The 25,024-nt window shown below is 44.6% G+C and carries 20 protein-coding genes; 1 reads left to right on the forward strand and 19 read right to left on the reverse strand.

All coding sequences use genetic code 11. From position 1 onward, the window contains the following. Window positions 1-158 precede the first annotated feature (158 nt). From hflC to EJA10_RS07905, 11 genes are all read right to left on the reverse strand, one after another. Window positions 159-1,088: a protease modulator HflC gene (hflC, locus tag EJA10_RS07855; RefSeq protein ID WP_125479466.1), complete on the reverse strand. Its 930-nt coding sequence runs from the start codon at window positions 1,086-1,088 to the stop codon at window positions 159-161. Beyond that, on the reverse strand, window positions 1,081-2,049 hold the full coding sequence (hflK, locus tag EJA10_RS07860; RefSeq protein ID WP_125479467.1) for an FtsH protease activity modulator HflK: 969 nt from the start codon (window positions 2,047-2,049) through the stop codon (window positions 1,081-1,083). Before hflK ends, hflC begins: the two co-directional genes overlap by 8 nt. 624 nt (window positions 2,050-2,673) lie before the next feature. Further along, window positions 2,674-3,516, reverse strand: a complete 843-nt coding sequence (locus tag EJA10_RS07865; protein ID WP_125479468.1) for a DUF6560 family protein — start codon at window positions 3,514-3,516, stop codon at window positions 2,674-2,676. Between the two features lie 93 nt (window positions 3,517-3,609). After that, a complete protein-coding gene (locus EJA10_RS07870) occupies window positions 3,610-4,170 on the reverse strand; it encodes a uridine kinase family protein (protein WP_125479469.1) in 561 nt (186 codons plus the stop codon). A 157-nt stretch (window positions 4,171-4,327) separates the two neighbouring features. Next, entirely contained in the window at window positions 4,328-6,094 is a 1,767-nt protein-coding gene (pnpS, locus tag EJA10_RS07875) for a two-component system histidine kinase PnpS (RefSeq protein WP_125479470.1), read from the reverse strand. Beyond that, on the reverse strand, window positions 6,091-6,810 hold the full coding sequence (locus EJA10_RS07880) for a response regulator transcription factor (RefSeq protein WP_125479471.1): 720 nt from the start codon (window positions 6,808-6,810) through the stop codon (window positions 6,091-6,093). Before EJA10_RS07880 ends, pnpS begins: the two co-directional genes overlap by 4 nt. 138 nt (window positions 6,811-6,948) lie before the next feature. Continuing rightward, a complete protein-coding gene (locus tag EJA10_RS07885) occupies window positions 6,949-7,425 on the reverse strand; it encodes a MaoC/PaaZ C-terminal domain-containing protein (RefSeq protein ID WP_125479472.1) in 477 nt (158 codons plus the stop codon). Window positions 7,426-7,541: 116 nt separating this feature from the next. Further along, window positions 7,542-8,480: a malate dehydrogenase gene (gene mdh / locus EJA10_RS07890; protein ID WP_125479473.1), complete on the reverse strand. Its 939-nt coding sequence runs from the start codon at window positions 8,478-8,480 to the stop codon at window positions 7,542-7,544. A gap of 420 nt (window positions 8,481-8,900) precedes the next feature. Continuing rightward, a complete protein-coding gene (gene icd / locus EJA10_RS07895) occupies window positions 8,901-10,169 on the reverse strand; it encodes an NADP-dependent isocitrate dehydrogenase (protein WP_102263836.1) in 1,269 nt (422 codons plus the stop codon). Window positions 10,170-10,341: 172 nt separating this feature from the next. After that, entirely contained in the window at window positions 10,342-11,457 is a 1,116-nt protein-coding gene (citZ, locus tag EJA10_RS07900) for a citrate synthase (RefSeq protein WP_125479474.1), read from the reverse strand. Window positions 11,458-11,823: 366 nt separating this feature from the next. After that, window positions 11,824-12,282 carry a DUF441 domain-containing protein gene (locus EJA10_RS07905; protein WP_125479475.1) on the reverse strand — a complete coding sequence of 153 codons (459 nt, stop codon included), beginning with the start codon at window positions 12,280-12,282 and terminating at the stop codon, window positions 11,824-11,826. 289 nt (window positions 12,283-12,571) lie between these two features. Here EJA10_RS07905 and ytvI point away from each other — a divergent pair, with 289 nt between their 5' ends. After that, window positions 12,572-13,699 (forward strand): sporulation integral membrane protein YtvI, encoded by a 1,128-nt coding sequence (ytvI, locus tag EJA10_RS07910; protein WP_125479476.1) that lies wholly within the window; start codon window positions 12,572-12,574, stop codon window positions 13,697-13,699. A 123-nt stretch (window positions 13,700-13,822) separates the two neighbouring features. Here the strand turns inward: ytvI and EJA10_RS07915 are convergent, their stop codons facing one another. From EJA10_RS07915 to dnaE, 8 genes are all read right to left on the reverse strand, one after another. After that, on the reverse strand, window positions 13,823-14,209 hold the full coding sequence (locus tag EJA10_RS07915) for an FxsA family protein (protein WP_125479477.1): 387 nt from the start codon (window positions 14,207-14,209) through the stop codon (window positions 13,823-13,825). A gap of 324 nt (window positions 14,210-14,533) precedes the next feature. Continuing rightward, window positions 14,534-16,294: a pyruvate kinase gene (pyk, locus tag EJA10_RS07920; RefSeq protein ID WP_125479478.1), complete on the reverse strand. Its 1,761-nt coding sequence runs from the start codon at window positions 16,292-16,294 to the stop codon at window positions 14,534-14,536. Window positions 16,295-16,326: 32 nt separating this feature from the next. Beyond that, window positions 16,327-17,286 (reverse strand): 6-phosphofructokinase, encoded by a 960-nt coding sequence (pfkA, locus tag EJA10_RS07925; RefSeq protein WP_125479479.1) that lies wholly within the window; start codon window positions 17,284-17,286, stop codon window positions 16,327-16,329. A gap of 228 nt (window positions 17,287-17,514) precedes the next feature. Further along, window positions 17,515-18,492, reverse strand: coding sequence for an acetyl-CoA carboxylase carboxyl transferase subunit alpha (gene accA / locus EJA10_RS07930; protein WP_125479480.1), 978 nt, complete (start codon window positions 18,490-18,492; stop codon window positions 17,515-17,517). Further along, window positions 18,477-19,355, reverse strand: a complete 879-nt coding sequence (gene accD / locus EJA10_RS07935) for an acetyl-CoA carboxylase, carboxyltransferase subunit beta (protein ID WP_125479481.1) — start codon at window positions 19,353-19,355, stop codon at window positions 18,477-18,479. Before accD ends, accA begins: the two co-directional genes overlap by 16 nt. Window positions 19,356-19,529: 174 nt before the next feature. Then, window positions 19,530-20,153, reverse strand: a complete 624-nt coding sequence (locus EJA10_RS07940; RefSeq protein WP_125479653.1) for a FadR/GntR family transcriptional regulator — start codon at window positions 20,151-20,153, stop codon at window positions 19,530-19,532. Between the two features lie 7 nt (window positions 20,154-20,160). Beyond that, window positions 20,161-21,399, reverse strand: coding sequence for an NADP-dependent malic enzyme (gene ystJ, locus EJA10_RS07945; protein ID WP_125479482.1), 1,239 nt, complete (start codon window positions 21,397-21,399; stop codon window positions 20,161-20,163). A gap of 162 nt (window positions 21,400-21,561) precedes the next feature. Beyond that, window positions 21,562-24,921, reverse strand: a complete 3,360-nt coding sequence (dnaE, locus tag EJA10_RS07950; RefSeq protein ID WP_125479483.1) for a DNA polymerase III subunit alpha — start codon at window positions 24,919-24,921, stop codon at window positions 21,562-21,564. Window positions 24,922-25,024 lie beyond the last annotated feature (103 nt).

Genomic DNA, 25,024 nt, shown 5'->3' on the forward strand with positions numbered 1-25,024 from the left:
ATTCCTCCTCTTTTTAAAAGCAAACGCGTTACTCTATACCCGTTCAATCTGGTTTGCACATTTGCATGACTTTACAATAAAAAAGACCGTTAGATTCCTTCCTATTTTATCATGAGATAAGATAGAAAGAAAAATAACGGACTTTTGTATGGCTCATATTAATTGGTATACCCCATCAGCATTCTTGCGTATGGCGAATCGGATGGTAGGACGATCACGGTCTCGCCGTTGATTGTTTTTTTATAGGATTCAAGTGTACGGAACATGCTATAGAATTCCGGATCCTTGGAGAATGTTTGGTTGTATACTTTCGCCGCTTCTCCTTCACCTTCGCCTCGGATTGTTTCGGCGTCAGCGCTAGCTTTTGCAAGAAGCTCTTTTACTTCCCTGTCTGTCTGGGCAATGATTCTGTTTTTCTCAGCATCCCCCATTGACAGGTATTCCTGTGCCTTTGATTCACGCTCGGAAATCATTCTCGTAAATACCGACTTTTCGTTTTCTGCCGGGAGGTCGGTCCTCTTCATCCGGACATCAGTCACAACGACACCATAATTTCCGCCATCGAGCAGCTCATTGACTTTTTCTGTTACCCTATCATTCAATGACCCACGGGATGACTTTTCATCATTGATGATTTCGTCATAATCCAGCTGGCCCAGTTCAGTACGGATCACAGAATAAATAAATTCTTCCATCCGCGATTCTGCACCCTCAACTGTTCTTGCATTGGATATCATCTTTTTTGGGTCTTCAATCCGCCAAATCGCATAATTGTCGATCAACATTCTCTTTTTGTCCTTCGTATTGATTTCCGCCTGGGAAACATCATAGGTCATCTGGTATTTAGGCAGTGTCGTGACACTCTGGATAAAAGGAACCTTATAATTCAATCCTGGTTCATTAATGATTCTTACGACCTCTCCAAATTGCCTGACCACTTTATACTCGCCTTGCTTCACAATGAATATATTCGTAAAAATGAAGATCAGCAGTGCAAGAAGAACAACCAGTAAAACACCGAATTTTGTATACTTCTTCCATGAACCGCCAGAACGTTCATTCAAATCAATTACGTTTTGATCAGCCATTATTCTTTTCACTGCCTTCCTTTTCTGACTTCGGCTTATCAGCTTCAAGCGGACGGATCGGGAAATACTTCATCGTATTGCCATCATCATTCATGATGTAGATTTCTGTTCCCGGCAGCACTTGCTCCAGAGTTTCCAAAATCAAACGCTGTCTTGTTATATCCGGGTTCGATTTGTATTCCACGTACAGTTTGTTGAATACTGCTACATCCCCTCTTGCCCGTTCGATCCTTGCCGCTTTTTCCCCTTCTGCCCTCGAAATCAGCGCATCCTTTTCCCCTTGTGCTTCGTTCATCTGCTGGTTACGGTATTTCTTTGCTTCATTTATTTTTGTGTTCATTGTTTCACGCGCATCTGTTACGTCCGTAAACGCCTTGCGGACTTCTTCGTTCGGAAGCTCAACATCCTGGAGCTTTACCCCAAGGATGGAAACACCCATGTCATACTTTTCAACCAAGGACGATAATAAGTCCCGTACATCCGCTTCAATTTCCGCTTTTCCGGATGTCAGGGCATCATCGATCTTGGAGCTTCCAATGATGCTGCGGACGGACGCAGAAGTCGCATCATATAATATCTCTCTTGGATTATCTGCGTTGTATAAATATTTTGCCGGGTCGGTAATTTTCCATTGAACAACCAGATCGGCAAGGACAATATTTTCGTCACCAGTAATCATTTTCGTTTCATCAGGAAACTCTTTGATTTCCCCGTTCGTTTCCTCATAACCGAACTGAAGGCTGAATGTTTCTTTTGATAATTTTTCAACACTTTGGATCGGCCACGGCAGCTTGAAGTGCAAGCCAGGTTCGCTGATGCCCTCCTCCACCTTGCCAAACGTCAAGATGACCGCCTGCTCTGATTCATCGACCGTATACCATGTCGTGAACGCCGAAAGACCCAAAATGATCGCCAGAACAACAATGCCGCTCGTTACGTAGATCTTCTTTAAGCTTACCATCTCATTCCCCTCTTCCTGTGTTTCTGTCTATGTTTGTTTTTACGTTCATCAACCGTAAAAGTTTCAAAAGAATGAAAATTGAGAAACTCTTTTGCCACAATGGTGGTTTCTGCCTAATTATCCTGACAAGATCAAAAAGCGCAAGCGCCTTGGGCAGCCCCGACAGGCATAAGACGAACCGCGAGGAGGCAGATCCCCAGCCAGGCAACTGCCCCGAATATACTTCTTTGCAGCTGCGACGCGGCTTAAGCCGTGGGAGCAACTAGCTTCTTGGAATGTGCATCATGCGGCGGCTTATGACCCGAGGGGCTATGCGCTGGAGCTAGTTTCAGAACTATTCGTATACTTTTCCATCCATGATTATTTTATAATTTCCCAGACAAAGGAAAAAAGCACAAGCGGGGTCAGCTTGTGCTTCTTTCGGCTCCTTGGATGAAGGGGTTTTCACTAATGATTGTAGCAAGGAAGTATTAAGGAAAAATTAACCTGTTGTTAAGGGAATGTAAATTTTAATCGTCAATAATACATTTGTTTTGTGTAAGGTGCCACAAGTGAATCATCCCCTGCCACATCACTTTCCCTTCTGCTTAGTAAAAAAGAGAAAGAGATCATCCTAAACAGGAATTACCTTGTAACCTTCATTAAAAATTTTTCAAGACCTAATGCGTTTGAATCAATAAAATAATACCTATTCTTTGCTTTCATTATTACAAAATGTGTTGTAACGACTTTAATTGATACATCTGAGTATTTGTATATTATCTCCCTGCCGAAATAAGTTACATAGGTAAATGAATCATCATTTAATACAATTCTCCACTTTAGACTTCCAAAAGTGAATAAAAAAAGGATGAAATTAATGATAAACAGTATTAAATACCCCCACCAGGTTGTGACGCGGTCATCTACAGCGTTGTTAGGAATAACGAATAGCAATGAGAGAAAAATTGAAGAAACCAAGCAGCTTAATCCAACCCAAAAGTTGCCTCTGCTAAGTTTAACCTCATTTAATATGGTTTTATCAAAATTCCCCTTTTTCTCAAGTTTACTTAGAAAAAAATGGACATTTGGCAAATTGGGATCTAAAAAAAGTCTCTTTTTATCTGTTCTTAAAACGATTATCGCTGTTCCACGCTTGTAATCTTTCACATCACTAAACAAAAAATTGTACTCTTTTCCTAAAGATGTTCTATAAATAAAGTTTTCATCATTGAAGGTAATTTCCCAGTTCTTGCATGCTATTGATAAGAAGAGTGAGAGACAAGAAAAAACAGCCATAATTATGAACAAACTTATAGAATCAAAATCATTAAGTTCGGTTGTTACCAGTAAGGCTGCAATTACTGATAAGAATAGAAATGTCCCAACGATCCCAACCCATATAAAGAACTTAGAAAACTTGAGTGAAAAGTAACTCGATTGGTTTTTATTTCTTTTTATTCTCTTTTCCCCGGTATCGATTTTCATAATATCTCCTGGTTATTAATTATGGATATCCTTAACTAAAGGACTACTTAAGAATTTCTTCTTCATTTCCTGCTCCGTTAACTAAAAAATAGATCAAATGTTATTCATCACCCATTTACAAACCACATTTATGGAAGTTTCTGAAGTATTGGAGCCGTTTATGATTAAATCTGCATGCCATTTGGTAGGTTCAACAAATTCTTTATGTCGATGTCTGACTATATCGAGATATTCAGATGAGATCTCTTCAAAAGTCTCTTCACCCATATCTCTTCTTAATCTCCTAACCAGTCTTTCGTCTGCAGGACAATCAATAAATATTTTCAAATCAAGTTGCTCCCTAATATTTTCAAAATACAATACCATTAATCCTTCTATCATAACTACATCGAACTGTTTAGAGGCTATGGATCGATTCACTTCATATTCTAACTTTCTAATATTAACAGAAGAGGGATGATCATATTCTTCGTAGCATCTGTTGCTGTAAAGGGCTTTTACTATCGTTTTTTTCTCTAGAAAATAATCATCTGTAGCAATGGTTTTAACTTTAAATCCGCTTAAGGTCTTTGCAACTTTATGGCAAAATGTTGTTTTGCCACTGCCAGAACCACCGGCAATGCCGATCACAACACACTGGTCTATCTGATTCATTAATAGCCTCCTCGGCTTAAAAATATTGGTATTACCGCTTCTGCTCAGGCCATGGTAATTTGCTATTTCCTAAATTCAACATATAGGACCAAGACACCTTTCTTTCTAAGAAATAAAAACAGCCCAACTCAATGAATTGGACTGCTTACAAAATTTCTTATTGAGGCAGCTTTTTAAAAAACTTGATCGCAAAGGTAGTACCTTTGCCAATCTGACTGGTGACTTCGATCTGCCCTTTGTGTGCTTCGATTATATGCTTGACGATGGCGAGGCCGAGCCCTGTGCCTCCGGAGTTTCGGCTCCTGGCCTTATCTACTCTATAGAAACGCTCGAAAATCCGTGGTATTTCACTTTTCTCAATGCCGATTCCTGAATCCTTGACCTCAAGGATCACTGCGTCCACCTGAGGTTTTACTGAAATTTCAACACTGCCTCCACTAGGCGTGTAGGTGATGGCGTTGCTGACAAGGTTAATCAGCACTTGCTTCAACCGGTCAGGATCTGCTTCAATGAGTGCATCGTCACTGGTCTGGACAAGCTTCAGCAGGATATCCTTTTGTTCGGCCTTTCCTTTTAAAATTTCAATGACCTCATTGGCTTCGTTTACAAGGTCAACCTCTCCTACTGTCAACCGGAAGCCATGCTGCTCGATTTTGGAAAGGTCGAGCAATTCCTGAATCAGCACCTGAAGGCGGTCGCTCTCTTTTAAGATGATTTCCAGAAAGGCTTCCAGCGTGGCTTTATCATTCATCGCGCCATCCAGGAGCGTTTCAGAAAAACCTTTAATGGAGGTGATCGGCGTCTTCAGCTCATGCGAGACATTTGCCACGAAGTCCTTCCTCATCTGTTCGAGTTTTTTCAGCTCGGTAATATCATGGAAAACGAGCAGGATACCTTTCCAGACATTGTTTATCCCAATAATTGGAACCCCGTATACCTCGAAATGCCGGCGTTCGATTTCCATCGGCAGAACGACTTGTTTCCGGACTTTTTGCTCGGTCATGAAAATTTCTTCGACCATCAAGGTGATTTCTTCATGTTCAATAACTTCATAGTACAGCTTATACAGATATTCTGACCGCTCGACATTGAAAATTTCCTTATATGGTTTGTTGACCAGATTGATATAGCCTCTGCTGTCAATCAAGATCAGCCCGCTGCCCATATTTTCAATCAGGGTCGTGAGCCGATCCTGCTGGGACTCCTTCAGCTTCATCAATTCCTGAAGATTGCGAGCGAGAATATTGATGGACGAGCTGAGCATGCCTGTTTCATCGATATGATCCTCGTATGTCCTGGCCTTATAATTCCCTTTAGCGAGCTCGATCGCGACGTTTGTTGCAGACTCGATTGGTTTTGTATAACGGTTTGTGATCCTGGTGCCAAGGAGGATGATCACGAACAATGCCATTCCAAGGCTGATCGTCAGGATCCACCAAATCTGGCGATAGGCTTTTTGCAGCTCATCAATCTTTGTCGTTAAAAAAACATAGCCTTCCTTTTCACCATTGTGGATGATGGGATTCCAATAATAGTGGAGGTCATAACCGCCGCCAACTTCAAGGTCATTCTGCTTTCCAGGTTGATCCCTGACAATCTCACCGATAATATCACGATGCCTGCCGATATGCGTGTTGACCAGTTCGCCGGTATCCAAATGGATGTGCCCATCAAGATCCACAATGGTGATCCTCGCATTAAGAACGGTGCTCATCCTGGTAATTTCCTCGGCGTTCAGTGATCCGAGGCCGCCATTCTGCTCAATATTGGAAGTTAAGAGATTCATTTCAATTTTTAAACGTTCATTGAAAGAGTTAATATAATAGTTCTTGAATAACTGCCCTAAAAGCAGGCCTAAGCCTACCAGCACGGTGATGATCAGGGTTATGAGGGCAAACAAGAGACGAGTCCGGTACTTAGTCATTCTCCTTTTGGCTCCTCCAGCTTATAACCAAGTCCGCGGATGGTTTTTATATAAGATGGCTTTTTCGTATTCTGTTCGATTTTTTCCCGTAAATGGCTGATATGTACGTCGACGATCCTTGTGTCACCTGCGAAGTCATAATTCCATACCGCACTGAGCAGCTGATCGCGGGTGAGTACCCTGCCCTTATTCTTTGCCAGATATAAGAGAAGTTCGAATTCCTTCGGTGTCAGTTCCAGCATTTCATCCATGAAATAAGCCTCATAGAATTCAGGCATGATCCTCAGCCCGCCAATCCGGATCTGACCCTCAGCTTCCTCGGATTTTACTTCCACTGATTCCGGCTGTGTCTGTACTCTTCTTAAGATCGCCTTTACTCTGGCAACAACCTCACGCGGACTGAAAGGCTTTGTCATATAGTCGTCCGCACCCAGCTCGAGTCCCAATACTTTATCGAACTCGTCATCCTTTGCGGTAAGCATCAAAATCGGAACATTGATCTTCTGCTGGCGGAGCTGCTTACAAACTTCCATTCCATCAAGCTTCGGAAGCATCAGATCTAGGATCATCAAATCCGGCTTTTCTTCAGCGGCACGCTGGATTCCTTCCTCTCCGTCCATTGCCGTCACTACAGCATAGCCAGACTGTTCCAGATTGTACTGCAGCAATGTCACGATCGACTGTTCATCATCAACAACCAAGACCTTCTTGTTCATATAAGCCTCCAAAAAAAATTATTACCCCTGTTTCATCCAATAGCTCTATTTACATTATAATATCAACTCGACAGTTAAAATCAAATTTAAACCATATAAAAAGGGATGTACATGCATACATGTACATCCCTGCAGCGGTTAAAAGTTTTCCAATGCCCTTCCATCCATGCGCTGGACCGGATATGGCGGGCAGACGAGCAGTTTCCCCTTTATAACTGTCTCGTCTTCTTCATTTTTTCCAGTAACCGTAATTTCCACATTATGCTTGCTTTTGATGACCTCGGTTACCTCAAAAAGGAATTGGACTGTTCCGTAATGGTAAACAGGCTTCACATATTCAATATCCTGTCTCAGAATATGGCTCCCAGGTCCCGGGAGATATTTTGAGACAGCAGAAGTAATGATCCCATTGAGCATAATCGCCGGAACGATCGGTTTTTCATAAGGAGTTTGTGAAGCGTAGTCGTGCTGGATATATAGCGGGTTGGCGTCATTCGTCAATCCCAAATATAACAGAAGATCCTTATCCTCGATTTTTTCTGTTAGTGATAATTTTTCTCCGACAGTGATTTCTTCTATTTTCCTGCCAAGCTTACGTTTTCTTCCAAGCAGCATAGCATTTACCCCTTTGCATAGAAGTCGGGAATATCTTCCCATCCCTAGTCCCAAATCATATACCTTATAAGTTGTGTAAAAAAATCGGGGAATATTCCCCGATTTCCAGTTAAAAGTTAAGCAAGAACTTCCATGATATTGCGGACGGATTCAGCAGACTTATCCAGAGCTGCTTTTTCCTCTTCCGTCAATTCAAGTTCAATTACTTTTTCAATTCCTCCAGCACCAAGGATGGTTGGAACTCCGAGATAGATTCCTTCGTATCCATATTCTCCTTCAAGGTAGGCAATCGCTGGCAGGACTCGGCGCTGATCCTTGAGGATCGCTTCGCACATTTCTACCAGGGAAGCAGCCGGTGCATAGTAAGCGCTGCCATTTCCAAGTAGATTGACGATTTCGCCGCCGCCTTTGCGGGTGCGCTCTACAATCGCATCCAGTCGGTCTTTTTGAATAAGCGTTTCAAGCGGAATGCCTCCTGCATATGAATAACGCACAAGTGGGACCATGTCATCGCCGTGGCCGCCAAGAACAAAACCTGTAACATCTTTGACCGAAAGGTTCAATTCCTGTGCAACGAATGTACGGAAACGCGCTGTATCAAGTACGCCAGATTGGCCGATTACGCGGTTCTTAGGGAAGCCAGACTCTTTGAATATAGTATACGTCATCGCATCAACCGGATTGGTCAGAACGACAATGAAACTATTTGGAGAGTGCTTAGCGATTTCCTGTGCCACACTTTTCATGATTTTCTGGTTGGTCTGGACAAGATCATCACGGCTCATGCCAGGCTTACGGGCAATACCTGCTGTCACTACCACGATGTCAGAGTCTTTCGTATCCTCGTAGCTGGATGTTCCAGTGATATTTGCATCGAAACCTTGGACAGGGCTCGCTTCTAGCATATCAAGCGCCTTCCCTTTTGTAGGGTTTTCCATCTGCGGGATATCGACCAATACTACATCCCCGAGTTCCTTCTGTGCTAGCAGGAATGCTGTTGTTGCTCCTGTGAATCCTCCACCAATGACTGAAATCTTTTTGCGTTTCAATGACATAAGGCTTCCTCCTCAGAACGAATATATTATAAAACATATGCTTGTTTGCCGGCTCTTATCGTAAAATTTGCTGCTTTTACTTTTTAAAGTATGCTCTGTTAAATTTGACTGTTGATTTTCGTTTCAGGCGCTTCGCTTTCCGCGGGCCGTCCGGGAGCCTCCTCGGCGCTTTACGCGCCTGCGGGGTCTCCCATGGACTGGCTTATACCGCTGGAGTCTACGCGCCTTCCACTACAATCAACAGGTTTTTAAAAGTAGAAACTAAGAGCAAAAATATACAGGTCCAAATCCCGCTCTTAAAGAGTACCGATGCTTACATATATCCGTTTGGGTGGACCATGTACGAAGAGCAGCAATCATTGCGAAAACAGCCTTTTTATATAAAGGCTATCCTAAAAAAGGATAGCCTTCTGTACATTATTAGCCCATGTTCTTGATCAGTTCGTCACCGAACTCAGAAGTCTTAACTTCTGTAGCGCCATCCATCAAACGTGCGAAGTCATATGTTACAACCTTGGAAGCGATTGATTTTTCCATAGACTTGACGATCAGGTTAGCAGCTTCAGTCCAGCCAAGGTGTTCAAGCATAAGTACACCTGAAAGGATAACGGAAGATGGGTTTACCTTATCCAAACCAGCATATTTAGGAGCTGTTCCGTGAGTCGCTTCGAAAATAGCGTGGCCAGTTTCATAGTTGATGTTTGCTCCAGGAGCGATACCGATGCCGCCTACCTGTGCAGCAAGTGCATCAGAAATATAGTCACCATTCAAGTTCATAGTTGCAACAACATCGAACTCTTTTGGACGAGTAAGGATTTGCTGCAGGAAGATGTCAGCAATCGCATCTTTAACGATGATCTTGCCAGCAGCTTCTGCATCAGCCTGTGCTTTATTAGCAGCATCAGTACCTTGCTCTTCTTTGATTTTGTCATACTGTGCCCATGTAAAGACTTTATCTCCAAATTCTTTTTCAGCAAGCTCGTAACCCCAGTTTTTGAACGCGCCTTCTGTGAATTTCATGATATTGCCTTTATGTACAAGCGTTAATGATTTACGGCCTTCAGTGATGGCGTAATTGATCGCTGAACGTACAAGGCGCTCTGTTCCTTCTTTGGAAACAGGCTTGATACCGATACCTGAAGTTTCAGGGAAACGGATTTTATTTACTCCCATTTCGTTTTGCAGGAATTCAAGAAGCTTTTTGACTTCGTCAGATCCGCTTGCATACTCGATGCCAGCATAGATATCTTCAGTGTTTTCACGGAAAATAACCATGTCAGTGTCCTGAGGGCGCTTTACCGGAGAAGGAACACCTTCGAACCAGCGAACAGGACGCAGGCAAACGAAAAGATCCAATTCCTGGCGCAATGCAACATTCAGGGAACGGATTCCGCCGCCGATAGGGGTTGTTAAAGGACCCTTGATCGCGATTAAGTATTCATTGATCAACTCTAGAGTTTCGCTTGGAAGCCATTCGCCAGTCTGGTTGAATGCCTTTTCTCCAGCAAGAACTTCTTTCCAGACAATCTTGCGCTCACCCTTGTATGCTTTTTCAACAGCTGCATCAAGAACGCGTACAGAAGCTGCCCAGATGTCTGGACCTGTGCCGTCACCTTCAATAAAAGGTACGATCGGGTTATTTGGTACGTTTAATACTCCGTCTTTAACCGTGATTTTTTCACCTTGCATGTTGAACTCTCCCTCCAAAATCCTCATTCATTTTACAGAATCAAAGGTTAGCAGGCTTGTTTGCCTCTAACCTTTGCTCAGGGAAGCCAGACATTCATGACTGACTTCCCTCACTCTCCTATTACAGCAATTTTTTACCGAAAAGTAAAATATTGCTCCTTATATTCTCCTTTTATCTCATTTCAATTGCTACGTATTCCTGTTTGCCAGGGCCTGTGTAATCAGCACGCGGGCGGATCAGGCGGTTGTTGTCATATTGCTCAAGGATATGAGCAAGCCAGCCAGATACACGGCTTACAGCAAAGATTGGCGTGAACAGGTCATGATCGATACCCAGGCTGTGGTATACAGATGCTGAGTAGAAGTCTACGTTTGGCGGCAGGTTCTTTTCGCCAGTCACGATTTCTTCGATCTTAGTGGACATATCGTACCAGTGAGGCTCGCCAGTAAGCTCCGTTAATTTCTTGGACATTTCTCTCAAGTGCTTCGCACGAGGGTCTCCCTGACGGTAAACGCGGTGACCGAAGCCCATGATCTTTTCTTTGTTAGCCAGCTTGCCGCGGATTGCAGGCTCTACATTTTCAAGTGTGCCGATTTCAGTAAGCATTTTCATAACCGCTTCATTGGCTCCGCCATGAAGAGGGCCTTTCAATGCACCGATTGCTGCAGTTACTCCGGAATAGACGTCCGAAAGTGTAGCAACGCAGACACGTGCAGTGAATGTAGATGCGTTCAGTTCATGGTCAGCATGCAGGACAAGCGCTTTATTCATCGCTTCTACTGCCACTTGATCAGGCTCTTCGCCCGTAAGCATGTAAAGGAAGTTGGCTGCGAAGTTCAGGTCTTCTCTTGGAGCGATTGGCTCAAGACCTTTTCTTACGCGTGCGAACGCCGTCACGATTGCCGGCATTTTAGCCTGCAGGCGGATTGCTTTACGGTAGTTCGATTCTTTTTCCATTACATCTGCTTCATCGTCGTATAATCCTAAAAGAGATACAGCCGAGCGAACGGCAGCCATCGGATGGACTTTGTCGATCGGGTACATCTTGAAATGATCAAGTACTTCTTTCGGCAGTGCCGCATTCTCTGCAAGCTGCTTCTTCAATTCGTCCAATTCAGCAGCAGTAGGCAGCTTGCGGTGCCATAGTAAGTAAATCACTTCTTCGAAACTAGCATTTTCAGCTAGATCATCAATGTCATAGCCAACATATGTCAGCGTGTCATCAATGATAGAGCTGATAGAGGATGTTGTTGCCACTACCCCTTCAAGACCACGTGTTACTGTCATACTCAATCTCTCCTTTGTAGTTAATTTCCCCATATCCCATTTTGTCTGTAAGTTGAAGTGCTGTGAGAACAGCTATCAGAAAAAAGAAATTTCTGACACTTTATACGCTAAGCCGGGCCATGCACCGGCGACAGACCAGTTTGGCTGGATTGTTGAGTAAATACTCTGCGAGTCGAGCGCTTGCTCAGACAATCAGCAAAAAGAAAATGCTTACATTTTATTTTATAAAAAAAACCATGGATTCCTGCATTACCATCAGGCTTTCTCAAACGATGGAAGCAGTTACAAGTCCTATTATAAACAATTATCTGACATTTGTGAATGAAAACAACTTAAAACAATATAAAATATTATTTTACAAAAGGGCTATTTGAAAAATTCAAAGATTTTCATTGCGGCAAATGCGATGCCCGCCCCAATCAGAGGGCCAACAGCGACTCCCTTGAAAAGGGACACGGCCAGTATGGTTCCAAGGACAAGAGCGGTTGTGATATGGGGATCCTCCGCCAGCAAGGTCACTCCACCCTTGGCAAGCAAAGCAACTGCCATACCTGAAACCAGAGCGATCCAGGCATACGGCGATTTAAAAGCACCAGACAAATCCTTAAAACCAATATCACCGCTTGCAATCGGTGCCAGGACAGCAATGGTGATGACGGTCACTCCCCAGTTGATGCCTTTTCCCTGAAGCAGCGAGAATGACTTGGCTTCAAAGCCGACAATCTTCATAACAAGCAAAACTACCACAGCAATAATTAATGATTGGTTTTTTGCCAGAAAGGCAATTGCCAGCAATGTTAGTAAAAATAGCATAGGCTCAAGCATAAATGGTCATCCTTCCACGGTTAAAGCTATTGTAACATAATTAAAAATAGAGCTGCAAAAATAGGACATTTTGTTTACCTGCTCTATGATTATACGCTAATAAGGATTGTACCCATAACTGCCGGCGAAATTGCGATTATAGAATAAGAGGATTTTTTTGCCGCAGAGTCGAATCTTTTTAATTCATCAACCGTATATTAGTGGAAACTTTTCCGGATTGGCATTCAGCTATTAACGTGTAAAACAGCTGCAGTCAGCCGGTTGATCATTCCAGGAGGAGGAAAGCTTTTTGAACCCCGTATATTTATACCGGACAATCCGATTCATTCTCGTTATTGGTGCTATTATTCTCGGTGCACTCGCGCTGTTTTATGTTTCTAAGGTTACCTATCCATTCATCATAGGTTTCCTGATTGCATTTCTGATGAATCCGCTTGTCAATTTTTTTGAGGAAAGAGCGAAGATGCCAAGAGCACTTGCAGTCCTGGTAGCCCTGATGCTGATCATTGCCTTCTTTGCTGGTTTGATTACATTGCTTGTCGTAGAAATCGCTTCAGGTGCTGAATACCTGGCAAGAGTAGTCCCAGAGCACCTTGTCACCCTGATTGATTACATAGAACATCTTTTTGCGGCCCAGCTGATTCCGCTTTATAATCAGCTGACAGGCCTATTTCAAAGTCTGGATGCCGGGCAGCAGGATACAATCATGGATAATATCCAGAATGTCGGCGCTACAATCGGCACAACTGCGGGAAATTTCATCAAGAACTTTTTCGAAAAAATCCCGAATATCCTTTCCTGGTTCCCGAATGCGGCAACTGTCCTGATTTTCTCTTTGCTGGGTACCTTCTTCATCAGCAAAGATTGGTACAGGTTATCCGGGCTGGGATCACGTCTGCTGCCTAATCGCGCAAGAACAAGCGGCAAGACGGTATTTGAAGACTTGAAGAGAGCTTTATTTGGATTCATCAAAGCACAGGCTACCCTGGTCTCGATTACCACCGTCATTATTTTGATTGGATTGCTGATCCTCCGAGTGGATTACGCCATCACGATTGCTCTCGTGACAGGAATTGTCGATATCATCCCTTATCTGGGAACGGGCGCAGTATTTGTGCCGTGGATCATCTATGAAGCGATCGCTGGAGATATGAGCATGGCAATTGGTTTAGGTATTCTCTATGTAGTCGTCCTGGTCCAGCGTCAGATCATGGAGCCAAAGATTCTTTCATCAAACATCGGGCTTGATCCTCTTGCAACCTTGATTGCCTTATTCGTCGGATTCAAAACAATCGGGTTTCTCGGATTGATTGTCGGTCCAGTCGTGCTTGTCATTTACAACACCCTGCAGCGCGCGAATGTATTCCGTGACATATGGGCTTTTATCAAAGGAAAAGATGAAGTGATTATTAAATAAGCAAAAACAGGAACCCTTAAATCAGCAAGGGTTCCTGTTTTTTTTTATACTTCTTCAATACACTTGGACGGTAATCCGTTCAGAAATTGTGTCTGTTTTCATTCTCCCTTATTGCAAATAAATTTAACGAATCACTTTAATCGTGCCTCTATCAATCCAGTTACGGAATAATTTCAACATCATCCCTTTAAAAAACTTCCTTGTTGGCGGTGCCAGCAGCAAAAATCCCAGAGCGTCGGTAATGAAACCTGGTGTGAGGAGGAGCGTACCGCCTACCAAAATGCTTACACCATCAAGAATGACATCTCCCGGCATCATTCCTCTGCTTAATTGCTGCTGTGTCCTACGGATCGTTTCCAGCCCCTGCTGCTTTGCCAGATAAGCCCCGATGAATCCAGTAAGGATAATCAACAGGATTGTCGGCCAAATCCCGATCGTCTGTCCAGAGAGAAGCAATACGCCAATCTCGGCTGCCGGGACGATAACTAATAACAGAAAAATATATTTCATTATCCACCTCAATGTGTTGGAATTGCCTGTCCTTCTATTATATGTGCCTTTTTTACGCCAATACAACTATTTGGATTTTGCAGCTTTTCATATTTTATAAAAAGGCTCTGTAAATCAAGGCATTTTCGTTCCAGGCGCTTCGCTTTCCTCGGGGCGTGCGGTGAGCCTCCTCGTCGCTTTGCTCCTGCGGGGTCTCACCTGCCCGCTTCATTCCGATAGAGTCTTCGCGCCTTCCACTTCAATCAACAGGGTTAAAAATCCTATTCAGCTTTAACAGATCTAATAACAAAAGGATGGAGATTCAATCCCCATCCTTCCTTCAATTTATAAAATGCTTGCGTGTCCTTTATAGATGACGCCTCTTGATGAGTCAACAGTGATTTCCTGTCCATCGGTGAACAGCTTCATCGCGTTCTCTACGCCAACGATTACCGGAATTCCGAGGTTAAGGCCTACGACAGCTGCGTGGCTTGTCAATCCGCCTTCTTCAGTTACTAGTGCGCTGCATTTTTCTAGTGCAGGAACCATGTCACGGTCGGAACCGATTGTTACAAGGATGCTGCCTGGTTTTACTTTGCTTAATGCTTCTTGAGCATCTTTGGCAGTTACGACTTTTCCATAGGCAGATTTACGACCGATTCCCTGTGCTTTGGCAAGGATATCGCCGACTACGTGGATTTTCATCAGGTTGGTTGTGCCTGCTTCGCCGACAGGTACTCCTGCTGTGATGACAACAAGGTCACCGTGGGAAACAAGTCCGCTGTTCACACTCTCTTCTACTGCAACAGCGAGCATTTCGTCCGTTGTTTCAGCTTTTTGTCCAAGCTGTGGATATACTCCCCATACAAGTGCCAGACGACGCAGAACGTGCTCATTAGAAGTCGCTGCGATGATTGGGGCCTTAGGACGGTATTTAGAGATCATACGTGCTGTATGCCCGCTTTCAGTCGGTGTGATGATCGCATTCACATCAAGGTTTAATGCGGTATGCGCAACCGATTGCCCTATAGCATCGGTAATGTTGTGCTCAGTGTCTTTACTGCGTGCTGACAACAGTTCTTTATGGTTAAGAGCTTGTTCTGCACGTGATGCGATATTGTGCATGGTCTGCACTGCTTCCACTGGATATTGGCCTGCAGCCGTTTCTCCAGAAAGCATGATTGCGTCTGTTCCGTCAAAGATAGCATTTGCCACGTCACTTGCTTCAGCGCGGGTCGGACGCGGGTTACGCTGCATTGAATCAAGCATCTGTGTAGCAGTGATAACTGGCTTTCCTAATGTGTTACATTTCTTGATCAAATCTTTTTGAACGAGTGGTACTTCTTCAGCCGGGATTTCGACTCCAAGGTCACCACGCGCCACCATCAGGCCATCAGAAACTTCAAGGATTTCGTTGATGTTATCGACGCCTTCCTGGTTTTCAATCTTAGGGATGATCTGGATGTGGGAGCCATTGTTTTCTTCAAGCAGCTGACGGATTTCCAAGACATCTGTCGCACGGCGGACAAATGATGCTGCGATGAAGTCAACGCCCTGTTCAATACCGAAAAGGATATCCTGTGCATCTTTTTCTGTGATACCAGGAAGATTGACAGAAACCCCAGGAACGTTCACGCCTTTTTTATTCTTAAGTGTGCCGCTGTTCAATACTCTTGTCTTGATTTCGTCATTCGCTTTGTCGATGCCAATTACTTCAAGTCCAATCAAGCCGTCATCAAGGAGGATTTTCGCTCCAGGGTGGACGTCGTCAATCAATTGGTCATAAGTGATTGAGAACTTTTCAGCTGTACCAAGGACTTCTTTCATTGAAATGATGCATTCCTGGCCAGTCTGAAGCTCGATCCCACCATTTTCCATATCGTTGGTGCGGATTTCAGGACCTTTCGTATCAAGGAGGATCGCAACCCTCTTTCCTGTTTTCGCAGCAGCTTCTCTGATATTCTTGATTCGGGCAGCATGCTCTTCATGGCTTCCGTGTGAGAAGTTCAGGCGGGAAACATTCATGCCTGCTTCCATTAAATGAGTCAATTTTTCGATAGTTTCACTAGCAGGACCGATCGTACAAACAATTTTCGTTTTGCGCATAGCTTGCAACCTCCTGGTTTACTGTAAAGAGATTAAATAGAAAGCTCTTTTGATAATTTATATAAGTTCAAGTCAACCGTATGTTCTCTGGCAAGGGCTTCAATGATATCGTAATCCACTAATTGATTCTTTTCCATTCCGACAGCCCGTCCGCCTTTTCCTTCTAATAAAAGCTCTACCGCCCGCGCTCCCAGCCTGCTCGCAAGGACACGGTCGAATGCAGTTGGAGTCCCGCCTCGCTGGACATGCCCAAGGACAGTCACACGTGTATCGAAGTCAGTCTCTTCCTGCAATTGCTTCGCGAAATCATAGCCGTTCATGACACCTTCAGCAACAATGATGATACTGTGCTTTTTGCCGCGGTCATGCCCTTTTTGAAGACGATTTGCGATATCCTTCATATCATGCGGATCTTCAGGAATCAAGATTGTTTCTGCTCCGCCAGCAAGCCCAGCCCATAAAGCAAGGTCTCCGGCATTTCGTCCCATTACCTCGACGACAAACGTTCTTTCATGGGAAGAAGCAGTGTCACGGATTTTATCGATTGCATCAATGACTGTATTAAGTGCTGTATCGAACCCGATGGTAAATTCAGTTCCTGGAATATCATTGTCAATGGTACCAGGCACACCTACACACGGGAAGCCTTGCTCTGTTAAAGCTTTTGCTCCTCGGTATGAGCCGTCTCCGCCAATGACAACCAGTCCATCAATTCCGAGCTTTTTCAATTGCTCGATTCCTTTTTGCTGGCCTTCCTTCGTTTTGAATTCTTCGCTGCGCGCAGAATAAAGGAATGTACCACCACGATGGATGATGTCACCAACTGATCCAAGCTCCAATTTTTTAATATTTCCGCTCATCAACCCAGCATAACCGCCGAATACACCATAAACCTCGACATCATGATAGATTGCCTTCCTTACAACCGCACGCACAGCAGCATTCATTCCAGGGGAATCGCCGCCGCTCGTCAATACACCAATTCTTTTCATCGTTTCACCTCATTCAGTATGTACTTTACTAAAAACTACTCTCTGTTGTCTTCTGTTAACTTATCTTATTATAAACAGAATACCCGGGAATATTTCTAAAATAACACGTAGGTTGCGGTATCTCAACTGAATCCTCAATATTGACAATAAGACGGAATTATCTCGTAATTGCAAGCGCTTTAAAAGGGTACTTGCTGGAAAAAAATAAAACGTGCTCATATGCACGTTTTATTTTACCCCTATAAATTCATTCGGAAACGAATACTCGCCAATTCGTTTGTATTTTTCGTACCGCTGGCTGATCAGAGTTTCTTCATCCAATACCAGTAATTCAGACATGGAGTCTTTTAACACTTTATCCATGTATTTCGCTTGCTGTGCGACGTCTCTGTGGGCTCCACCCTTCACTTCCGGGATGATCTCATCAATGATTCCCAGCCCTTTCAGGTCCGGAGCCGTAATTTTCATCGTTTCAGCTGCTTTCTTCGCCAGGGTTGAATCTTTCCATAATATAGCCGCCGCTCCTTCTGGTGAAATAACGGAATAGGTGGAGTTCTCCAGCATATGGATATAGTTGCCGACGCCAAGAGCAAGCGCGCCGCCGCTTCCGCCTTCACCGATGACAACACAGATTACAGGAACCTTCAGCCCTGCCATTTCGAACAGATTCCGGGCGATTGCCTCGCTCTGACCACGTTCTTCAGCAGCTTTCCCTGGATACGCGCCCTTTGTATCGATGAAGCAGATGATCGGGCGCCTGAATTTTTCTGCTTGCTTCATGAGGCGCAAAGCCTTCCGGTAGCCTTCAGGATGTGGCATACCAAAGTTCCTGCGGATATTTTCCTTCGTATCCTTCCCTCGCTGATGGCCGATCACAGTGACCGGATAGCCATGGAATTTCGCGATGCCGCCTACAATCGCTTCATCATCTCCGAACGCCCTGTCCCCATGGCATTCAAAGAAGTCAGTGAACAACAAAGAGATATATTCCAGTGTCGTTGGACGGTTTGGATGCCTGGCAATCTGGACCCTGTCCCACGGTTTCATATTTTCATAAATTTCCGCTTCAAGCTTCTCTAACCTTGCTTCCAATTTATCAATTTCGGATGAGAGATCCACATCTGTATTCTTCGTGAATTCCTTGAGCTCACTGATTTTTTTCCTGAGCTCAAGTACTGGTTTCTCGAATTCTAGTTCTCCTGCCATTGGAATACCCCTCCTGGCTGATGAATTTCAAGTATGCCGGCGATTTTGTCCTTCAACTCTGTCCGTGAAATGACGGCATCAAGCTGCCCGTGCTTCAAAAGGAACTCTGATGTCTGGAAATCTTCCGGAAGCTCTTCTCTGATGGTTTGTTCAATGATTCTCCTGCCTGCGAACCCGATCAGTGCCCCAGGCTCGGCCAGATTGTAGTCCCCAAGAGATGCGAAACTCGCGGAAACCCCGCCAGTGGTAGGATGTGTCATGATCGAAATGATCAGGCCGCCATTGTCACTGAACCTTTTCAAAGCCACGCTTGTTTTTGCCATTTGCATCAGGCTGAGGACACCTTCTTGCATCCTTGCTCCGCCTGAAGCCGTAAAAATAATGAAAGGAATCGATAGTTCATCTGCTTTTTCGATTGCCCGGGTAATTTTTTCACCTACGACCGATCCCATGCTGCCCATTCTGAAGGTCGCGTCCATGATCGCAATGGACACATCAAAGCCGTTTACAGTGCCAAGGCCGGTCACTACCGCCTCATTGATCCCTGTTTTTTGGCGGTCCTTCTCAAGCTTGTCCACATATTCCGGGAAACCAAGCGGATTGCCGGAGACCATTTCCCTGTCCAGTTCGCGGAAACTTCCCGCATCAAGGAAACTTTCAATTCTCTCAGCAGAGTCCATTTGATGGTGGTATCCGCACTGGATGCACACCTTGAAGTTTTTGTTCAGTTCCTTTGTATACATGATTTTCTTGCAGTTCGGACATTTTGTCATGATTCCTTCAGGTACATCCTGCTTTGCTGATTCAGAAGGTATCGTTGCGTACTTTTTCTTTTTCGTCTTCGTGAAAAGTTCCTTTAGCAAAGGTAAACCCCCTCCGTTTTTTGCTGGTTGTATTGTTTCATCCAAAATTCAGTAACTGCTCTCAGAAGTGGTCAGACCACTATAGTAAAAAGAAAGAGAGGCTGCCATCCAGGCATCTAAAGCATGTCCACTAGTATATAACATCTGATCTACAAAAGATGTTACTTCATGTCGTCAGCTCGTCGACATTTTCCGCAGCATGCGATACCTTTCAAGGATCAGGTCTCCTCTTTTTGTTGCCAGTGAATCTACCAGCTTCTGATAATCTTCTTTTTCAGAAGGTGATACTTTCAGGTTTAGTGCATTATAATAATCGTTCAATATATACCATATTCGGTAAAAAAGGTGATTGTCGGCAAGCTCAGCGATTGTTTTGAAGAACTCTTCATCTTCAAAATTATGTTCATCAATCCAAACTTTTAGTCTTTCAATTTCCTCTTGCTGGACTTTTTCTGCTGCCAGATAGAGGCAATCAACCTCGATCATGCTCTTTGTTTCGATCACGTCTTGCTTGGCTTTGTCGTCCTGCAAAATAAAGGTGCTTAACAGCTGGACAAGCTGATTGCCACGGAAATCCCTGATGAATGTGCCTTCTCCTCTTCTTGTCTCGATCAATCCAAGAAGCTCGAGGGCCCGCAGCGCCTCCCGGACAGAGGAGCGCCCGGCATTCAGGCGCTCTGAAAGCTCACGTTCCGAGGGGATTTTATCTCCTGGCTTCAATTCGTCCTTATAAATCATTTCCCTTAGCTGCCTGACGATCTCCACATAAACCTTGGTGTTCTTTTCAGGCTGGGACACTGGGCGCTCACTCACCTTTTCCAATGGTTGCAAGGCGCTCTGTACGCTCCTTGACGTCTTGTGGATCCACTTTAATACGTGCTACTCCTGTTTCCATTGCTGCGTTTGCAACAGCAGCAGCAACTGCAGGCGCAACACGCGGGTCAAATGGTCCGGGAATGACATAATCACTTGTAAGCTCTGACTCTTCGATCAGGCTTGCAATCGCATTAACGGCAGCCACTTTCATCTTTTCATTGATGTGGGTTGCTCTCGCATCCAGTGCCCCGCGGAAAATTCCCGGGAAAGCAAGCACATTATTGACCTGGTTAGGGAAGTCCGAACGGCCTGTCCCGATAACAGCCGCTCCGGCTGCCTTGGCTTCTTCCGGCATGATTTCAGGAACTGGGTTGGCCATGGCGAAAATGATTGGGTCACTGTTCATGGTCTGGATCATTTCTGCTGTCAAGGCCCCTGCAACTGATACACCGATAAATACATCAGCACCTTTGATTGCATCTGCAAGAGAACCCTCGACATTGTCACGATTCGTAAACTTGGCGACTTCGTCCTTGATGGCATTCATTCCTACAGGGCGGCCTTCATAGATCGCTCCCTTGGTATCGCACATAATGATATCGCGGACTCCATAAGAGTACAGGAGCTTGATGATCGCAATTCCAGCGGCACCCGCTCCGTTTGCGACAACTTTGATTTCATTCATCTTCTTGCCAACAATTTTCAATGCATTGACAAGACCTGCTACGGTTACGATTGCAGTACCATGCTGATCGTCATGGAAGACTGGAATATTCGTTTCTTTTTTCAGACGCTCTTCAACAGCAAAGCAGTTTGGAGCAGCAATGTCCTCAAGGTTGACTCCGCCGAATGTCGGTTCAAGAAGCTTGACCGTTTCAACAATTTTATCAACATCAGTCGTATTGAGACAGATTGGGAAAGCATCCACGCCGGCAAAGCTCTTAAAAAGAACCGCTTTACCCTCCATGACAGGAAGAGCAGCCTCGGGTCCGATATTGCCAAGCCCCAATACTGCCGTACCATCAGATACGACTGCTACCATATTGCCTTTCATTGTATAATCGTATACAGTTTCCGGCTTATCATATATTTCCTTGCAAGGTTCCGCAACACCAGGCGAATAAGCAAGGCTTAAATCTCTCGCGTTTCTTACAGGCACTTTCGATTTCGACTCTAATTTTCCTTTGTTTACACGGTGCATGTGCAAAGCTTCTTCACGTAAAGTCAACTCAGGTCCACTCCTTAGTTTTATGCTTTTTTCGCATTCAAGAAATCCTCTGAAGACTGCAGCGAATGCAAAAACAGCCAGAGATAAAAAGGTTGCCTACTTCAGTGGTCTGACCACACATATCCTTTTCCAATATAACACATCTATTATACTTGTAAAGGACTAATTTTTCAGGACAACATTGTTGTCCCCTAAAGCTTTTTTCAATTCGCTTACACTTCCCGGTTCAGTACTGACATTGAATTCATCGGGAAGCAGTATCGATTTTTCCGTTTCTTCCATATATACAATGACCGGGACAGCACCATGATGTTTTCTCAATAAAGCTTTAAGCTTGTTCATTCTCTCTGCACTGTCTGTCCCTTTCACAATCCGCAAATACATGGCAGGCTTTTTTTGCTGGGTTTTAGAAGCTTCTTTTTCAAGATCAAGCACATGCTGGACGATGAACTGGCTTCTTCCATCGCGTTCCTCAAACTTGCCCTCGACTAGCGTCAGCTTCCCTTGTGCCAGATTGTTTCCATGCTGCTTGTAAACAGTTGGAAACACAACGGCCTCAGTTTCTCCGCTTGCATCACTTAGTGTCAGGAAGGCCATTGGTTCTCCCTTTTTCGTTCTGATTTTCTTTTGCTCAGTCACGTATACACCCAGTCTTACCTTGCCGGCTTGTTTTGAAGCGATTGTTTTGACACCCGCCGCCTGGAATTCCTTTTCATGAATGGAAACGGGATGTCTCGATAAATAAACCCCAAGCACATCTTTTTCAAGGCTGAGTTTGTCTTCAATCCGTATTGGATCCACTTCAATATACTTTGGTTTCAAAGAGAATTCTGCTTCAGCGAACATATCAATCTGTCCAGAATCATCAGGTGCAACAAGCTGAGCATGTTCAAGGGCTACATCAATCGTCGCCAGAAGGACGGCCCGGTCCTGGCCGAATTCATCGAATGATCCAGAATACACCAAAGCTTCCAGTACTTTTCGGGAAGCAGTCTTATCAGGAACCCGGATGCAAAAGTCAAAAATGTCCTTAAAAGGCTGAGTCCGCCTTGCATGGAAAATATCCTTCAATGAAGCAAGCCCTACTCCTTTGATCCCTGCCAGGCTGTAGCGGACAGCCTCTCCTTCGGGCTGGAAGCTGAAGGAGCTTTTGTTGATGGAAGGCGGGAGCAATTTGATGCCCATTTGCTGCAGCTCACGAGCGTACTGAGCAATTTTCACATCGTTGCCGATCGCCGAAGTTAACAGTGCTGCCATGAAATACAACGGGAAATGGGCCTTTAGGTAAGCAAGCTGGTAGGCGATCATACTGTAGGCCACCGCATGGCTTCGGTTAAAGCCGTAATTCGCAAACCTGACAATCAGATCATATATTTGACTGGCGGTCCTGTCGTCATAACCTTTCCCCAGCGCACCGTTCACAAAATGTTCTCGTTCCTGATCGAGAACTTCCTTCTTTTTCTTCGAAACAGCCCTACGCAGCAAGTCAGCTTCACCGAGGGTGAATCCCGCCATCTTTGAAGCGATCTGCATGATCTGCTCCTGATAGACGATTACACCATATGTATTTCCAAGGATATCTTCAAGGTCCTTATGATAAAAATCGATTGGCTTCCTGCCGTGCTTCCGGTCGATGAAAAGAGGGATATTCTCCATCGGCCCCGGCCGGTATAGGGCATTGACTGCGACAATATCCTCGAACCGAGTAGGTTCAAGCTTTGTTAACACTTTTCGCATCCCTTCCGATTCAAGCTGGAAAATCCCTGTTGTCTCGCCTCTGCTTAACAGTTCAAATGTTTTTTTATCATCGTAGGGAATTTCATGGATCCCGATCTTCTGGCGTGTTTTCTGCTGGATAGAATGGAGGATTGTATCAATCAACGTCAAATTTCTCAAGCCGAGGAAGTCCATCTTCAGCAGCCCTATTTCTTCGAGGTGATCCATAGAATATTGAGTAAGGAAAACATTTGATTGCCCAGCCTGGATTGGGACGACATTCGTAAGCGGCTGCTCACTGATGACGACACCGGCAGCGTGAGTGGAAGTATGCCGTGGAAGTCCTTCCAGTTTGATGGCCGTCTCTATGATCCTCTTGTTCTTTTCTGATTCTTCCACGAAGTCCCGGAGTCCCTTTGATTCATGAAGCGCGTCTTTCAGCGTGATTCCAAGCCGGGAAGGTACCAGCTTCGAGAGGCGGTCAAGCTCTTTTGCGTTCAATCCGAACACTCGCCCGACATCCCTCACCGCTGCCTTTGCTGCCAGTGTACCGAAAGTGGCAATTTGTGCAACATGCAGCTCGCCATATTTGGAAGCGACATATTCAATGACCTCATCCCTCCGATTGTCAGGGAAATCGATATCGATATCCGGCATGGATATACGTTCTGGATTCAGGAATCGTTCGAACAGCAGGTCATGCTCAATCGGGTCAGCGTCAGTAATATACAATACATAGGCAACGATCGAACCTGCCGCCGATCCCCGGCCAGGTCCGACCAGGATTCCCTTTTCCTTCGCATAGTTGATAAAATCCCATACGATCAGGAAATAGTCACTGAATTTCATTTTCTTAATGACGGATAGCTCATATTTCAGTCTTTCAACATGCTGTTCAGATGGATTGCCATAACGCTCTTTCAAACCTTTGTAACATAGCTCTTCAAGCATCTGATCCGCGCTCTTGCCCTGTCCAACAGGGTATTTCGGCAGATGCCTGGTCTCAAAATCAAGCATGACATTACAATCATCAGCGATTTTCAAGGTGTTTTCGAGGGCTTCTGGGTACTCTGACAGCAATTCGCTCATTTCACGGGCAGTTTTAAGGTAAAACTCGTTGCTCCCCAGTTTTTGGCGTGCATCATCCTGCAGCTTTTCACCGTTCTTGATTGCCAGCAGGCACTCCTGGGCAAAGGAATCCACTTTGTCCAGATAATGGACCTGATTAGCAGCAATCAATGGTGTTTTCGTTTCGGCACCCAGCTTCGCCAGTTGTTGAATTAAATCCGTTTGTCCTGGGATACCCTGGTTTTGCAATGATAGATAAAAGTTTTGCCCACCAAAGATCTTTTTATAAAACTCCACAGTTTCGAGAGCCTTTTCCTTCTCACCGTTTGATAAGTAATATTCAACCTCTCCTTCGGTCCCCGGTGTCATGGCGTATAGACCTGAAGCGTAGTGCTTCAGCCATTTCACAGGAATTCCTTCTGGAGATTTAGTCTGGACAGCACTGGAGATCTTGATCAGGTTCTGGAATCCCTGATTGTTTTTCGCAAGGAGGACGAGCGGAAAAGCTTCTTGTTCCAGCACCGGGCTGACGACGTCCACCGTCAGGCCAAGCAGAGGTTTGATCGAATTCTTTAAACATTCTTTATAAAAAGCGACAGTACCATACAGTACATTCCGGTCCGTTAATGCGAGTGCGGAAAATCCTTTTGCCCTGGCATCGCGGACGAGCTGATCTACTGTGGCCGTGCTCGTCAGCAGGCTGTATGCACTATAGACATGAAGGTGAATAAATGACATTTCTCTCACACCCTTAAAGGTTCATCTTCTATTATTATAGGCTTTTAACGTAAAAAAAGAAAATATGTTCTCATTTTGTTCATGGAAGTTTAAACATATTAAA

Source organism: Mesobacillus subterraneus (assembly GCF_003937825.1).
GTDB lineage: Bacteria > Bacillota > Bacilli > Bacillales > Cytobacillaceae > Mesobacillus > Mesobacillus subterraneus.